Source organism: Streptomyces sp. S07_1.15, assembly GCF_020739505.1.
Taxonomy (GTDB): Bacteria; Actinomycetota; Actinomycetes; order Streptomycetales; family Streptomycetaceae; genus Streptomyces; species Streptomyces xinghaiensis.
Map to the genome: position 1 here is coordinate 1,350,360 of NZ_JAJBZK010000001.1, position 14,392 is coordinate 1,364,751.

Here is a 14,392-nt window from a genome sequence, read left to right on the forward strand (position 1 = left end):
CCGATGACTGAGCGTCGCAAGGATCGTCCGTGGCTGATGCGGACCTACGCGGGGCATTCCACCGCGGAAGCCTCCAATGAGCTCTACCGGCGGAACCTCGCCAAGGGCCAGACCGGGCTGTCGGTCGCGTTCGACCTGCCGACGCAGACCGGCTACGACCCCGACCACGTCCTCGCCAAGGGCGAGGTCGGCCGGGTCGGGGTCCCGGTCTCCCACCTCGGCGACATGCGCCGGCTGTTCCAGGACATCCCCCTGGACCGGATGAACACCTCGATGACCATCAACGCCACGGCCATGTGGCTGCTGGCGATGTACCAGGTGGTCGCCGAGGAGCAGGGCGCGGACATCACCAAACTGTCCGGCACCACGCAGAACGACATCGTCAAGGAGTACCTCTCCCGGGGGACGCACGTCTTCCCGCCCGGGCCGAGCCTCCGGCTGACCACCGACATGATCACGTACACGGTGGCCAACATCCCCAAGTGGAACCCGATCAACATCTGCAGCTACCACCTGCAGGAGGCCGGCGCCACCCCGGTCCAGGAGATCTCGTACGCGATGTCCACGGCGATCGCCGTGCTCGACGCGGTGCGCGACTCCGGCCAGGTGCCGCCGGAGAAGTTCGGGGACGTCGTCGCCCGCATCTCCTTCTTCGTCAACGCGGGCGTCCGCTTCGTCGAGGAGATGTGCAAGATGCGCGCCTTCGGCCGCATCTGGGACCGGGTCACCCGCGAGCGGTACGGCGTCGAGAACGACAAGCAGCGCCGCTTCCGCTACGGCGTCCAGGTCAACTCCCTCGGCCTCACCGAGGCCCAGCCGGAGAACAACGTCCAGCGGATCGTGCTGGAGATGCTGGCCGTCACCCTCTCCAAGGACGCCCGCGCTCGCGCCGTCCAGCTCCCCGCCTGGAACGAGGCGCTGGGCCTGCCCCGGCCCTGGGACCAGCAGTGGTCGCTCCGCATCCAGCAGGTCCTCGCCCATGAGTCGGACCTGCTGGAGTACGAGGACATCTTCGCCGGGTCGCACGTCATCGAGGCCAAGGTCGACTCCCTCGTGGAGGAGTGCCTGGCCGAGATCGAGCGGATCCAGGAGATGGGCGGCGCCATGGCCGCCGTCGAGTCCGGCTACCTCAAGTCCCAGCTCGTCGCCTCGCACGCCGAACGCCGCGCGAAGATCGAGTCCGGCGAGGAGAAGATCGTCGGCGTCAACTGCTACGAGTCGACGGAGCCGAACCCGCTCACCGCGGACCTCGACACGGCCATCATGACGGTCGACCCGGAGAACGAGGCCCGGGTCGTCGAGGCCCTGCACCGCTGGCGCGACGACCGCGACGAGGCCCGCGCGCAGGACGCCCTGTCCGCCCTCAAGGCCGCCGCCGCGGGCGACACCAACCTCATGCCCGCCACCCTGGAGTGCGCCCGCGCGGGCGTCACCACCGGCGAGTGGGCCTGGGCGCTGCGGGACGTCTTCGGCGAGTTCCGCGCCCCCACCGGCGTCTCCAGCGCCCCGCTGGCCGTCGCGGCCGAGCGGGGCACCGCGCTCGCCGCCGTCCGGCAGAAGGTGGCCCGCACCGCCGAGGAGCTCGGCAGCGGCAAGCTGCGGCTGCTGGTGGGCAAGCCCGGCCTCGACGGGCACAGCAACGGCGCCGAGCAGATCGCCGTACGGGCCCGCGACGCGGGCTTCGAGGTGGTCTACCAGGGCATCCGGCTGACCCCCGAGCAGATCGTCTCCGCGGCCGTGGCCGAGGATGTGCACTGCGTCGGCCTGTCGATCCTGTCGGGCTCGCACGCCGAGCTCGTACCGGACGTCGTGGAACGGCTCCGCCGGGCCGGCGCCGCGGACCTGCCGGTGATCGTCGGCGGGATCATCCCGAGCGCCGACGCGCGGGCGCTCCGCGAAGCCGGGGTCGCCGCCGTCTTCACCCCGAAGGACTTCGGGATCACGGAGATCATCGGCCGTATCACCGACGAGATCCGGATCGCGAACAAGCTCGACCCTCTCGACCTCCAGGAGGACCACGCATGACCGCCCCCGCCCCCGCCGCCGGCGAGAACCGTCTCCGCCCGCGCCGCTCCTGCCTGGCCGTGCCCGGCAGCAACCCGCGCTTCCTGGAGAAGGCCCAGGGGCTCCCCGCCGACCAGGTCTTCCTGGACCTGGAGGACGCCTGCGCCCCGCTGGCGAAGGAAGGCGCCCGGCACACCATCGTCGACGCGCTGAACAACGGCGACTGGACGGGCAAGACCCGGGTCGTGCGGGTCAACGACTGGACCACCCACTGGACGTACCGCGACGTCGTCACGGTCGTCGAGGGCGCCGGCCCCAACCTCGACTGCATCATGCTGCCCAAGGTGCAGAGCGCCGACCAGGTGGTCGCCCTCGACCTGCTGCTCACGCAGATCGAGAAGACCATGGGCTTCGAGGTCGGCCGGATCGGCATCGAGGCGCAGATCGAGAACGCCGCGGGCCTGGTCAACGTGGACGCGATCGCCGCCTCCTCGCCGCGCATCGAGACCATCATCTTCGGTCCGGCCGACTTCATGGCCTCCATCAACATGAAGACCCTGGTCGTCGGCCAGCAGCCGCCCGGCTACCCGGCCGACGCCTACCACTACATCCTGATGCGCATCCTCATGGCCGCCCGCATGCACAATCTGCAGGCCATTGACGGACCGTTCCTGCAGATCCGCGACGTGGACGCCTTCCGCGAGGTCGCCGGCCGCTCCGCCGCCCTGGGCTTCGACGGCAAGTGGGTGCTCCACCCCGGCCAGGTCGAGGCGGCCAACGAGATCTACTCCCCCTCCCAGGAGGACTACGACCACGCGGAGATGATCCTCGACGCCTACGAGTGGTGCACCTCCGAGGCGGGCGGCAAGAAGGGCTCCGCCATGCTCGGCGACGAGATGATCGACGAGGCCAGCCGCAAGATGGCGCTCGTCGTCTCCGGCAAGGGCCGCGCCGCCGGCATGACCCGTACCACCACGTTCACCCCGCCGGAGGCCTGATCCCATGCAGTTCGGACGCACCTACGAAGAGTTCGAGGTCGGCGCGGTCTACAAGCACTGGCCCGGGAAGACGGTCACCGAGTACGACGACCACCTCTTCTGTCTGCTCACCATGAACCACCACCCGCTCCACATGGACGTCAACTACGCCGAGAAGACGACGGACTTCGGCAAGAACGTCGTGGTGGGCAACTACATCTACTCGCTGCTGCTCGGCATGTCCGTGCCGGACGTCTCCGGCAAGGCCATCGCCAACCTGGAGATCGAGTCGCTGAAGCACGTGGCGCCGACCTTCCACGGCGACACCATCTACGGCGAGACGACCGTCCTCGACAAGACCCCGTCCCGCTCCAAGGACGACCGCGGCATCGTGTACGTCGAGACCAAGGGCTACAAGCAGGACGGCACCCTCGTCTGCGTCTTCCGGCGCAAGGTGATGGTCCCGACCGCGAAGTACACCGAGGCGCGCGGCGGCGAGCAGCCCGGCCGCCCCCAGCTCAAGTCCCAGGAGAAGTGATGAGCCGTCTCGCGCAGACCCACGGCCTGACCGACGTCCAGCAGGAGATCCTCTCCACCGTCCGGGACTTCGTCGACAAGGAGATCCTGCCGGTCGCCACCGAGCTGGAGCACCGCGACGAGTACCCCACGCAGATCGTCGAGGGCCTGAAGGAACTCGGCATCTTCGGCCTGATGATCCCCGAGGAGTACGGCGGCCTCGGCGAGTCGCTGCTCACCTACGCGCTGTGCGTGGAGGAGATCGCCCGCGGCTGGATGAGCGTCTCGGGCATCATCAACACCCACTTCATCGTGGCGTACATGCTGAAGCAGCACGGCACCCAGGAGCAGAAGGACCACTTCCTGCCCCGGATGGCGGCCGGCGAGGTGCGCGGCGCCTTCTCGATGTCCGAGCCCGCGCTCGGCTCGGACGTGTCGGCCATCTCCTCCAAGGGCGTCAGGGACGGCGACGAGTACGTCCTCAACGGCCAGAAGATGTGGCTGACCAACGGCGGCACGTCCACGCTCGTCGCGGTGCTCTGCCGCACGGACGAGGGCCACCCCGAGGGCACCGCCCCGCACAAGTCGATGACGACCTTCCTCGTCGAGAAGGAGCCGGGCTTCGGCGAGGTCCGCCCGGGCCTCACCATCCCCGGCAAGATCGACAAGATGGGCTACAAGGGCGTCGACACGACCGAACTCATCATGGACGGACTGCGGATTCCGGCCGACCGCGTCCTCGGCGGCACCACCGGACGTGGCTTCTATCACATGATGGACGGGGTCGAGGTCGGCCGCGTCAACGTCGCCGCCCGCGGCTGCGGTGTCGCCCAGCGCGCCTTCGAGCTGGGGGTTTCCTACGCGCAGCAGCGCACGACCTTCGGCAAGCCGATCGCCCAGCACCAGGCGATCCAGTTCAAACTGGCCGAGATGGCCACCAAGGTCGAGGCCGCCCATGCGATGATGGTGAACGCAGCACGCAAAAAGGACTCCGGGGAACGGAACGACCTCGAAGCGGGCATGGCGAAGTATCTCGCCTCCGAATACTGCAAAGAGGTCGTCGAAGACGCTTTCCGGATTCACGGTGGCTATGGCTTCTCCAAGGAGTACGAGATCGAGCGCCTGTACCGAGAGGCGCCGATGCTGCTCATCGGAGAAGGCACCGCCGAGATTCAGAAAATGATCATTGGCCGCCGTCTGCTCGAGGAGTACCGGTTCCAGGGGTGATCGCAGTGGATCGCTCCGCTTCGGTGCCGATTTCTCCCTCGGCGGGGATCACGCGAGCTCACCCGGGGTGATCACTGTTCGGACATCGACTGAGCTTCTGGCTTGCCCAGTTGCCGCTCGTAACCGATACCATCCCGGAAAGCCGCCGTCCCCAGTCGAAGCGCGGCATCATCCGCTACGAAGGTCATCCATGCCCCACAGCCAACCCTCTGCACCACGCGGCCGGGTCCGCCTCGCGCGCGGCGCGTCGCCGTGGCTCCTCCCGACCGTGGCCACCGCGGCCATCAGCCTGTCCCGCGCCCGGCGCTCCGGGCGCGCGGCAGCGGTCGCCGTGCCCGCCACCGCTCTGGCGGCGGGCATGCTGTGGTTCTTCCGCGACCCCGAGCGCGAGATCACCCAGGGCAGAGTGATCTCGCCGGCCGACGGTGTGGTGCAGAGCATCATGCCGTGGAAGGACGGGCGCACCCGCGTCGCGATCTTCATGAGCCCGCTGAACGTCCACGTCAACCGTGCCCCGCTCGCCGGCACGGTGACCTCCGTCGAGCACGTCCCCGGCGGATTCGTCCCGGCGTTCAACAAGGAGAGCGAGAACAACGAGCGGGTGGTCTGGCACTTCGACACCGAGCTCGGCGACATCGAGATGGTGCAGATCGCCGGCGCCGTGGCGCGCCGCATCGTCCCGTACGTCACGCAGGGCACGAAGGTCGAGCAGGGTGAGCGCATCGGCCTGATCCGCTTCGGTTCGCGGGTCGACGTCTACCTCCCGGAAGGTGTCGAGGTGGACGTCGAGGTGGGCCAGGCCACACAGGCAGGGGTGACTCGTCTTGACCGTGATTGATTCCCGGGCGGAGAGCTCGTGGGTCCCGGACGCCGAGGCGGACGAGGACGACGACATGCCGCTGTCGACACGCCTGTCGATAGCGGACGCTCTCACCCTCGGCAACGCCACCTGCGGCTTCCTGGCGGTGTACTTCACCACCACCGGGGTGCTCATCCCGCACATCACGGGCAGCGAGGTCAGCGGCATGGCGCGGCACAGCGCCGCGACCGCCGTCATGCTGATGCTGCTCGCGTCGGTCTTCGACCTCTTCGACGGGCTCGTGGCGCGCAAGCTCCGCAGCTCGGCGATGGGCGCGGAGCTGGACAACCTCTCCGACCTGGTCAGCTTCGGCCTGGCGCCGGCGTACTTCGTCGTGGTCTGGGGCATGGTCGCCAACGACGCCCACCAGCTGATGTCGGCGGTGGCCGCCATCGTGGTGCTGCTGGCGGTGGTGCTGCGGCTGGCGCGGTTCTCCTGCGTCACGCTGCGGGACGGGATCTTCCAGGGGATGCCCTCCCCGTTCGGGGCGCTGACCGTCGTGTCGATCGTGCTGCTGGAGCTGCCGTTCTTCCCGACGCTGCTGGCGATCATCGGGGTGGCCTGGCTGATGGTGAGCCGGGTGGAGTACCCGAAGCCGCGGGGCGCGCTGGCGGTCGCCATGCTCGCCTGGATCGCCGCGAGCATGGGCATGCTGGCGGCCTGGGCGTTCGACTCCCCCGGCGGCCAGCTGCTGCTGCAGACGGGCTGCGCGCTCCAGGTGGTCCTGGGCGCCGTCATCCCGCTCTTCGCCACGGCGCGGCGGGTGAACACCTTCCGCGGCAACCGGCGCGAGGCCCGCGCGGCCCAGCTGCCGTAGGACCCGCTTCTCCCGCCACAACGCCCGTGGGCCCGAGCACTCCGCTCGGGCCCACGGGCGTTTCCGCGTCCCGCACCGCGTCCCGCGCTGGATGCCATGCCGGATCCCGCCCGGGGTGCGTCCGCGGGCGTTTCCGCCCCGGCGGCCTACCCGGCCGGCAGCCGGTCGGCGGCCAGCCGCTCCCCCACGCGCACCAGGAGCGGCCCGGCGCGGTCGATGCAGACCGCCGGATCGGACTCCAGGTCGGTGAGCGCGTAGGCGTGCCCGATCCCGGCGGCGGCGAGCTGCCCGGGAGTGAGGGCCAGCCGGCCGCAGACGGCGACCACGGGCTTCCCCGCGGCCCGCGCCGCGGCGGCCACGCCCGCCGGGGCCTTGCCGTGCAGCGTCTGCTCGTCCAGCGAGCCCTCGCCCGTGACGACCAGACCGGCCCGCTCCAGGGCGGCGCCGAAGCCCAGCACCTCCAGGAGCACCTCGATCCCGGGCCGGAAGCGGGCCCCGAGCACGGCCAGGGCCCCGTAGCCGACGCCGCCCGCCGCTCCGGCCCCCGGGGCGGCGGCGCACTCGGCGGCGCGCGGCCCGAGCACCCGGTGCAGCACGGTGGCGTAGTGGACGAGGGCGTGGTCGAGGACCCGCACGTCCGTCTCGGTCGCGCCCTTCTGCGGCCCGTAGACGGCGGCGGCGCCACGGGGCCCGGTCAGCGGGTTGTCGACGTCACTGGCGAGGACCAGGTCCGTCGCGGCGAGGCGGGGGTCGAGGCCGGACAGGTCGGCGGACGCCAGCTCCCGCAGCCCGCCGCCCCCGGGCGGTACCGGCTCACCGCCGGGGGTCAGGAAGCGGGCGCCGAGCGCGGTGAGCATTCCCGCGCCGCCGTCGGTGGTGGCGGAGCCGCCGACACCGAGGACGATCTCGCGGGCCCCGGCGTCCAGCGCGGCCCGCAGCAGCTCACCGGTGCCGAAGGTGGTGGCCGTGCGCGGGGCGGCGTGCCCGGCCGGGAGGTGCCGCAGCCCGGAAGCCTCGGCCATCTCGACCACGGCGGTGGAGCCGCGGAACGCGTAGCGGGCCGTGTGCGAGGCGCCGAGCGGACCGGTGACGACGGCCTCGCGCCGCTCGAATCCGGCGGCGAGGGCGGCGTCGACCGTGCCGTCACCGCCGTCGGCGACGGGCAGTGCCTCGATCCGCGCCCCGGGAGCGGCCCGGTGGATGCCCTCGGTGAGATACCGGGCGACCTCGGCGGCCGTGAGGGAGCCCTTGAACTTGTCGGTGGCGATCAGCACACCCGCCGCCGCCCCTGCGGTGTCCGGCACCGTGCACCCCTTGCTTCCGTACGGACGGTGGTGACGCCGTGACCCTACCCGCGCCGGACCCGGCCGCCCATCCCCGTGGGCGCCGCTCGGACCGTGTCCTCGGTGGGACCGGTCCAGGCGGACTCGCGCAGCAGGCGCAGGCCGTTGAGACCGACGATGACCGTGGAGCCCTCGTGTCCGGCGACGCCGAGGGGCAGCGGCAGCGTGCCGATCAGATCCCAGGCGACCAGGGCGGTGATGAACACCCCGGCGATGCACAGATTCTGGACGACCAGGCGGCGGGCGGTGCGGGAGAGGCCGACGACGGCGGGGAGGGTGCCCAGCTCGTCGCGGACGGCGACACCGTCGGCGGTCTCCAGGCGAGGTCGGAGCCGGCCCCGCCCATGGCGATGCCCGCGTGGGCGGCGGCCAGCGCCGGGGCGTCGTTGACGCCGTCGCCGACGACGAGCACCTTGCGCCCCTCCCGCTCCCACTCCCGCACGGCGGTCACCTTGTCCTGCGGCAGCAGGCCGGCGCGGACGTCGGTGATGCCCACCTCGGCGGCCAGGTGCCGCGCGGCACGCTCGTTGTCACCGGTCAGCAGCACCGGCGTACGGCCGGTCAGGCGGGTGAGCGCGGCGACGGCGGCGGGGGCGTCCGGCCGCAGCCGGTCGGCGATCCCCAGCACTCCGGCGGGTTCGCCGTCGCACAGGACCACCACCGCGGTGCGCCCGGCGTCCTCCAGTTCCCGTACCGCCGCGCGGGCCGCGTCCGCTCCCTCGGGCAGCAGGCGGGAGGGGGAGCCGGCCCGGACGGTGCGGCCGCCGACCGTGGCGCTCACCCCCTGGCCGGGGGTGGAGGTGAAGCCGGTGGCGGGGGCGAGGGCAAGGGAGCGTTCGCGGGCGGCGCCGACGACGGCCCAGGCCAGGGCGTGCTCGCTGGGGTGCTCGGCCGCGGCGGCGAGGGCGAGCAGTTCCTCCTCGTCCAGGCCGCTGCCGGGCAGGGGGCGCAGATCGGTGACCCGGGGGGTGCCCTCGGTGAGGGTGCCGGTCTTGTCGAAGGCGACGGTGTCGGTCCGCCCGAGGCGTTCCATGACGACGGCGGACTTCACGAGCACGCCGTGGCGGCCCGCGTTGGCGATGGCGGAGAGCAGCGGCGGCATCGTGGAGAGCACCACCGCGCAGGGCGAGGCGACGATCATGAACGTCATGGCCCGCAGCAGCGCGGGCTGGAGCGCCTCGCCGAAGGCGAGCGGCACACCGAAGACGGCGAGGGTGGCGATGACCATGCCGACCGAGTAGCGCTGCTCGATCCGCTCGATGAACAACTGCGTGGGGGCCTTGGTCGCGGACGCCTCCTCGACCATCCGTACGATCCGGGCGATCACCGAGTCCGCCGGGGCCCGCCCGACGCGTACGCGCAGGGCGCCGGTGCCGTTGAGGGTGCCGGCGAAGACCTCGTCCCCGGCCTGTTTGGCCACCGGCAGCGGCTCGCCGGTGATGGTGGCCTGGTCGACGTCGCCGGCTCCGTCGAGGACCCGCCCGTCGGCCCCGACACGTTCTCCGGGCCGGATCAGGATCGTGTCCCCGACCTCCAGCCGTGCGGCCTCGACGCTCTCCTCGGTGCCGTCGGCCAGGAGCCGGGTGGCGGTGGTGGGGGAAAGGTCGAGCAGGGCGCGCACGGAGTCGGCGGTGCGGGCGGTCGCGACCGCCTCCAGGGCCCCGGAGGTGGCGAAGATGACGATCAGCAGCGCGCCGTCGAGGACCTGGCCGATCGCGGCGGCGCCGAGCGCCGCGAGGATCATCAGCAGGTCCACGTCGAGTGTCTTGTTCCCGAGGGCCCTGCATCCCTCCAGGCCCGGCTCCCAGCCGCCGGTGACGTAGACGGCGGCGAACAGCGTCCCCCACAGCCATGCCGGGGCGCCCAGCAGATACGGCGGGAGGGCGAGAAGGAACAGCGCCAGCGCCGCGAGCGCCCACCGGGCCTCCGGCAGCTCCAGGACGCGCGTGCGGCGGTGCGGAAGGGCGGGGCGCGGCCGGGCGGCGGCCGGTGCGGGCCGCCGCTCCAGGAGTGAGGACATGACGGGGCAACCCTCCACGGGTGGTCGGGGCAACGGCCCTCACCATACAGGAATACATGAACAGCTCTTCATGTGTCGTCGGTATGATGGCCCCATGGGCCACGGAACCGACGCCACCGGCGGCATCACCACGCGCGAGCGCCTCGACGCGGTCGGCGCCGCCGACGTCGCCGCCACCCTCCAGGCCCTCGCCACCCCCTCACGGCTGCACATCCTGGCGCGACTGCGGGAAGGGCCCTGCTCGGTGGGCGACCTCGCGGAGGCCGTCGGCATGGAGGCCTCGGCCTGCTCCCACCAGCTGCGCCTGCTGCGCAACCTGGGCCTGGTCACCGGTGAGCGGCACGGCCGCTCCATCGTCTACGCCCTCCACGACGACCACGTCGCCGGACTCCTCGACCAGGCCCTCTACCACGTCGAACACCTGCGCCTGGGCCTCAGCGACGCCCCGGCCGACACCCCGGAGAGCGCCGCGGCGGTGTGAGCGGGTCCCGGCAGCCGCGGCCCCGGGCACTCGTCCACCCACGTTGACGGGCCGCGCTGTCCGTCCCCCCGGAGCACTACGCTCGGGGAAATGACCACCACCGACACGTCCGGGACCGAGACCGCCGAGACCGCCCGGACCACCGCGAGCGCCTCAACCGCCGCCAACGGGGCCACCGGGGCCACCGACGACTACGCCGCCTACATCGCCGGTCTGCCCAAGATCCTCGCGGGCGCCGCGGCGCTCTTCCAGGACGCGCGGGGCCACGTCCTCGTCGTCGAGCCGAACTACCGCGACGACGACCGGTGGATCTTCCCCGGCGGCACCGTGGAGTCCGACCTGGGCGAGACGCCCCGGCAGGGCGCCCGCCGCGAGACGGCGGAGGAGATCGGCCTCGACGTGGAGCTCGGCCCGCTGCTCGCCGTCGACTGGGTACCGGGCACGGGCCGCCCGCCGATCGTCTCGTATCTGTACGACGGCGGGGTGCTCGACGAGGCACAGCTCGCGGCCATCCGGCTCCAGGAGGAGGAGCTGACCGCCTGGCGGCTGGTGCACCCGGACGAGCTCGGCCGCTACCTGAGCCCCGACATGGACCGCCGCGTCCGCGCCGCCCTCACCGCCCGCGCGGCGGGCCGGTTCCCGGTGGAACTGGAACACGGCCGGGAGCCGGGAGGCGCACTCGGCGGCTGACCGCCCGTCCGCCCCCGGAGGCGCCCGCCCCGCCGTGGGACAGCAGCCGGGCCACGGCCCGGGGCCGAGCCCGCGGCCCGGTACAACCCGCTCGCGGAGCCGTGTTCCCGCTGCGTACCCTCGGGCGCATGAGCAGCGGCAGCGGTGGTGGTGCGGAGCGGAAGCGGCCTCTGGTGGCGGTTCTCAGCGGGGCCGGGATCTCGACCGACTCGGGGATTCCCGACTACCGCGGTCCGGGCGGGCTGTGGCGGCGGGACCCGGAGGCACAGAAGCTCGTGACGTACGAGTACTACATGTCCGACCCCGAGATCCGGCGCCGTTCGTGGCGGATGCGCCGGGACAGCACCGCACTGCGCGCCCGTCCGAACGACGGCCACCGGGCCGTCGCGGAGCTGGAGCGCTCCGGGGTGCCGGTCCGGGTGCTCACCCAGAACGTCGACGGGCTGCACCAGATGGCCGGAATGCCCGACCGCAAGGTGCTGGAGCTGCACGGCACCGCGCGGGCGGTGCGCTGCACCCGGTGCCACGCGCGCTCCTCGATGGAGGAGGCGCTGGAGCGGGTCGCGGCGGGCGAGGAGGATCCGCCGTGCCGGGCGTGCGGCGGGATTCTCAAGTCGGCCACGGTGATGTTCGGCGAGCGCCTGGACCCGGAGGTGCTGGGGCAGGCGGCGGCGATCGCGAAGGCGTGCCAGGTCATGGTGGCGGTCGGGACGAGCCTCCAGGTGCAGCCCGCCGCCTCGCTGGCCGGGACGGCGGCGCAGCACGGCGCGCGGCTCGTCATCGTCAACGCCGAGCCCACGCCGTACGACGAGCACGCGGACGAGGTCGTGCGGGAACCGATCGGCACCGCGCTGCCGCGGCTGCTGGGCCGGATCGCGGCGGAGGGCGTCTAGGGCGGGAGCAAGCCCCGGCGGGACGCCGTGCTCCGGCCGGACGCCGTGCCCCGGCCGGAGGGCGCCCGCGGGCCGGGCGCCAGGACCGGGTGGACGGCGCCGGACCGGCGGGCGGCGCCGGACCGGCGGGCGGCGCCGGACCCGCCGAGCGCGCGTCCGGGGCGCGGAGCCGGCTGCCCCGCTCCCGGGTGGGCTCGACGCGTCCCGCGCTCCCGGCCGGCCTTCAGAAGAGGACCGTGTGTGCGGGGGCCGGACCGGGCGCGGCCGAGTCCGTACCAGGGACCGGGTCCGAGTCCGGGCCCGGGAGCGCGCCTTCCAGGGCCAGCAGGTGGCGCTTGCGGTCGAGGCCGCCGCCGTAGCCGGTGAGGCTGCCGCCCGCACCGATCACGCGGTGGCAGGGAACGATGATGCCGATCGGGTTCCTGCCGTTGGCCATGCCGACGGCGCGGGAGGCGGTCGGCCTGCCGAGCACGCCGGCGAGTTCGCCGTAGCTCAGCGTCTCGCCGTACGGGATGTCGCGCAGGGCGGCCCAGACCCGCTGCTGGAAGGGCGTCCCCGCCATGTGGAGCGGCAGGCCGTAGTGCGGGCGCTCCCCGGCGAAGTAGGCGTCGAGGAAGCGGACGGCTTCACCGAACGGGGTGGCGCCGGGGACGGCGGGGCTGCCGAAGGTCTCGTCGGCGGGGCGGTGGCGCTGGCCGGTCATGTAGAGACCGGAGAGGACCCCGTCGGTGGCGACCAGGGTCAGCGGGCCGACCGGGCTGTCGACGACGGTGTGGGTTCGCTGGGGCATCTCGTTTCGTTCCTCCGTAAGGGGGCCGGTTCGTACGGTACGGGCCGGGGTGCGGGCTGCGGTCGGGCGGAGGGTGCGGCTCCAGGGGCGCCTCATCCGGTGGGCATGTGGTTGATCGGGTGGTCGTCGGTCGCCCACAGGTACTGGACGGCGTACGCGCGCCAGGGGCGCCAGGCGGCGGCGCGGGCGGTGAGTGCGGCCGGGGTCGCGGGGAGGTCGCACGCGGCGGCGGCGCGGCGCAGGCCGAGGTCGGTGGGGAGGAAGGCGTCGGGGTCGCCGAGGGCGCGCATCGCGATGGTCTCGACGGTCCAGGGGCCGAATCCTGGGAGCGCGGCGAGGCGTTCGCGGGCGGAGCGCCAGTCGCTGCCGGGGTCGAGGGCGAGGTCACCGGACGCGAGCGCGGCGACGAGGGTGGTGAGCGTGTTCCGGCGGCTGCGGGGCAGGGCGAGTTTCTCCGGATCGAGGCCGGCGAGCGCCTCGGGGGCCGGGAAGAGGTGGGTGAGGCCGCCGCCCTCGGGGTCGTCCACCGGGTCGCCGTGCGCGCGGACCAGCCGTGCCGCGTGGGTGCGGGCGGCGGCCGTGGACACCTGCTGGCCGAGCACGGCCCGTACGGCGAACTCGGCGGCGTCCACGGTGCGCGGCACCCGGCGTCCGGGCGCCTTGTTGACGAGTGGTGCGAGGACCGGGTCGGCGCGCAGCAGCTCGTCCACGGCGACGGGGTCGGCGTCGAGGTCGAGCAGGCGGCGGCAGCGGCTGATGGCTCCGGTCAGGTCGCGGGGGTCGGTGAGGGAGAGCCGGCAGGCGATGTGGCCGGGCCCGGGGCGCAGGGTGACGACCCCGTGCCCGTAGGGGAGGCGGAGGGTGCGGCGGTACGCGCCGTCCCGCCACTCCTCGACGCCGGGCACGGCGGTGGCGGCGAGGTGGCCGAAGAGGTTGTCGGGGTGGAGCGGTGCCCGGTGGGGCAGCCGGAGGGTGAGTGTGGCGGGAGCGGGGGCGGAACCGGGGCCGGGGAGCCCGGCGCCGGGGCGCGGGGCCGGCCGGTCCCGGCCCGGGGCGCCGTCCGGAGCGGGGCCGGTGCGGGCGTCCGTACGGGCACCGGGGCGGGCGCCGGTACGGCCGCGGCCGGCGCGGCTGCGCAGATCCGTCGGCGCGAGCGCGAAGACCTCCCGCACGGTCTCGTTGAACGCCCGGATGCTGGCGAAGCCCGCGGCGAACGCGATGTCCGCCATGGGGAGTTCACTGGTCTCGATGAGGAGCCGGGCGGTCTGGGCGCGCTGGGCGCGGGCGAGCGCGAGCGGTCCGGCACCCAGTTCGGCGTGGAGCTGGCGTTCGATCTGCCGGGTGCTGTAGCCGAGGCGGGCGGCGAGGCCGGGGACGCCCTCGCGGTCGACGACGCCGTCGGCGATGAGGCGCATGGCGCGGGCGGTGAGATCCGCGCGTTCGTTCCACTGCGGCGAGCCGGGGGTGGCGTCGGGGCGGCAGCGCTTGCATGCGCGGTACCCGGCCTGCTGTGCGGCGGCGGCACTGGGGTGGAAGGTCATGTTCTCGGGCTTGGGCGGCACGGCCGGGCAACTCGGACGGCAGTAGATGCCGGTGGTGCGGACGGCGGTGAAGAACCAGCCGTCGAACCGCGCGTCCTTCGACCGCACGGCCCGCACGCAGCTCTCGGTGTCGGTGTGCATGTCCTCCAGCATCGGTGACGGCGGAGCACGGCACTGGCGGATTTCCGACATGAGCCTTCCCGGGCCGGGCGCGGGGAGGCTCCCCGCCCCGGT

The 14,392-nt window shown here is 73.1% G+C and carries 12 protein-coding genes and 1 pseudogene; 9 read left to right on the forward strand and 4 right to left on the reverse strand.

The genetic code is table 11. The annotated features are described in order from the left end of the window. Positions 1-3 precede the first annotated feature (3 nt). From LIX60_RS05755 to pssA, 6 genes are all read left to right on the forward strand, one after another. Complete coding sequence (locus tag LIX60_RS05755) at positions 4-2,025, forward strand: protein meaA (protein ID WP_227957487.1); 2,022 nt, start codon at positions 4-6, stop codon at positions 2,023-2,025. Beyond that, entirely contained in the window at positions 2,022-3,002 is a 981-nt protein-coding gene (locus LIX60_RS05760) for a CoA ester lyase (RefSeq protein WP_019710956.1), read from the forward strand. Before LIX60_RS05755 ends, LIX60_RS05760 begins: the two co-directional genes overlap by 4 nt. 4 nt (positions 3,003-3,006) lie before the next feature. Next, positions 3,007-3,519 (forward strand): MaoC family dehydratase, encoded by a 513-nt coding sequence (locus LIX60_RS05765; protein WP_019710957.1) that lies wholly within the window; start codon positions 3,007-3,009, stop codon positions 3,517-3,519. Next, complete coding sequence (locus LIX60_RS05770) at positions 3,519-4,724, forward strand: acyl-CoA dehydrogenase family protein (protein WP_227957488.1); 1,206 nt, start codon at positions 3,519-3,521, stop codon at positions 4,722-4,724. The genes LIX60_RS05765 and LIX60_RS05770 overlap by 1 nt, the downstream gene beginning before the upstream one ends. Positions 4,725-4,914: 190 nt before the next feature. Further along, entirely contained in the window at positions 4,915-5,562 is a 648-nt protein-coding gene (locus LIX60_RS05775) for a phosphatidylserine decarboxylase (protein WP_125625467.1), read from the forward strand. A gap of 55 nt (positions 5,563-5,617) precedes the next feature. After that, positions 5,618-6,400, forward strand: a complete 783-nt coding sequence (gene pssA, locus LIX60_RS05780; protein ID WP_370739361.1) for a CDP-diacylglycerol--serine O-phosphatidyltransferase — start codon at positions 5,618-5,620, stop codon at positions 6,398-6,400. 146 nt (positions 6,401-6,546) lie between these two features. Here pssA and LIX60_RS05785 read toward each other — a convergent pair whose 3' ends face one another. Together LIX60_RS05785 and LIX60_RS05790 are read right to left on the reverse strand one after the other, a co-directional pair. Continuing rightward, positions 6,547-7,704 (reverse strand): glycerate kinase, encoded by a 1,158-nt coding sequence (locus LIX60_RS05785; protein ID WP_227957489.1) that lies wholly within the window; start codon positions 7,702-7,704, stop codon positions 6,547-6,549. 44 nt (positions 7,705-7,748) lie between these two features. After that, positions 7,749-9,763, reverse strand: a pseudogene (locus tag LIX60_RS05790) (heavy metal translocating P-type ATPase). 94 nt (positions 9,764-9,857) lie between these two features. On the opposite strand from LIX60_RS05790, the gene LIX60_RS05795 reads away from it, so the two are divergent. The 3 genes from LIX60_RS05795 to LIX60_RS05805 all read left to right on the forward strand — a co-directional run bounded on the left by LIX60_RS05795 (position 9,858) and on the right by LIX60_RS05805 (position 11,827). Then, the gene (locus LIX60_RS05795; protein ID WP_227957490.1) at positions 9,858-10,244 is read left to right on the forward strand and encodes a metalloregulator ArsR/SmtB family transcription factor; all 387 of its coding nucleotides are present in this window, start codon (positions 9,858-9,860) and stop codon (positions 10,242-10,244) included. Positions 10,245-10,334: 90 nt separating this feature from the next. Further along, the gene (locus LIX60_RS05800) at positions 10,335-10,934 is read left to right on the forward strand and encodes an NUDIX hydrolase (RefSeq protein ID WP_227957491.1); all 600 of its coding nucleotides are present in this window, start codon (positions 10,335-10,337) and stop codon (positions 10,932-10,934) included. 128 nt (positions 10,935-11,062) lie between these two features. Further along, positions 11,063-11,827 carry a Sir2 family NAD-dependent protein deacetylase gene (locus tag LIX60_RS05805; protein ID WP_227957492.1) on the forward strand — a complete coding sequence of 255 codons (765 nt, stop codon included), beginning with the start codon at positions 11,063-11,065 and terminating at the stop codon, positions 11,825-11,827. A gap of 223 nt (positions 11,828-12,050) precedes the next feature. Here the strand turns inward: LIX60_RS05805 and LIX60_RS05810 are convergent, their stop codons facing one another. Together LIX60_RS05810 and LIX60_RS05815 are read right to left on the reverse strand one after the other, a co-directional pair. Then, positions 12,051-12,617: a methylated-DNA--[protein]-cysteine S-methyltransferase gene (locus tag LIX60_RS05810; protein ID WP_227957493.1), complete on the reverse strand. Its 567-nt coding sequence runs from the start codon at positions 12,615-12,617 to the stop codon at positions 12,051-12,053. A 92-nt stretch (positions 12,618-12,709) separates the two neighbouring features. Next, entirely contained in the window at positions 12,710-14,299 is a 1,590-nt protein-coding gene (locus tag LIX60_RS05815) for an AlkA N-terminal domain-containing protein (RefSeq protein ID WP_227957494.1), read from the reverse strand. Positions 14,300-14,392: the final 93 nt, after the last annotated feature.

Excerpts from the sequence above, each read along its gene's own strand:
- LIX60_RS05755 (WP_227957487.1), top strand. The coding sequence starts at position 4 with ATGACTGAGCGTCGCAAGGATCGTCCGTGGCTGATGCGGACCTACGCG.
- LIX60_RS05760 (WP_019710956.1), top strand. The coding sequence starts at position 2,022 with ATGACCGCCCCCGCCCCCGCCGCCGGCGAGAACCGTCTCCGCCCGCGC.
- LIX60_RS05765 (WP_019710957.1), top strand. The coding sequence starts at position 3,007 with ATGCAGTTCGGACGCACCTACGAAGAGTTCGAGGTCGGCGCGGTCTAC.
- LIX60_RS05770 (WP_227957488.1), top strand. The coding sequence starts at position 3,519 with ATGAGCCGTCTCGCGCAGACCCACGGCCTGACCGACGTCCAGCAGGAG.
- LIX60_RS05775 (WP_125625467.1), top strand. The coding sequence starts at position 4,915 with ATGCCCCACAGCCAACCCTCTGCACCACGCGGCCGGGTCCGCCTCGCG.
- pssA (WP_370739361.1), top strand. The coding sequence starts at position 5,618 with ATGCCGCTGTCGACACGCCTGTCGATAGCGGACGCTCTCACCCTCGGC.
- LIX60_RS05795 (WP_227957490.1), top strand. The coding sequence starts at position 9,858 with ATGGGCCACGGAACCGACGCCACCGGCGGCATCACCACGCGCGAGCGC.
- LIX60_RS05800 (WP_227957491.1), top strand. The coding sequence starts at position 10,335 with ATGACCACCACCGACACGTCCGGGACCGAGACCGCCGAGACCGCCCGG.
- LIX60_RS05805 (WP_227957492.1), top strand. The coding sequence starts at position 11,063 with ATGAGCAGCGGCAGCGGTGGTGGTGCGGAGCGGAAGCGGCCTCTGGTG.
- LIX60_RS05810 (WP_227957493.1), bottom strand. The coding sequence starts at position 12,617 with ATGCCCCAGCGAACCCACACCGTCGTCGACAGCCCGGTCGGCCCGCTG.
- LIX60_RS05815 (WP_227957494.1), bottom strand. The coding sequence starts at position 14,299 with ATGCACACCGACACCGAGAGCTGCGTGCGGGCCGTGCGGTCGAAGGAC.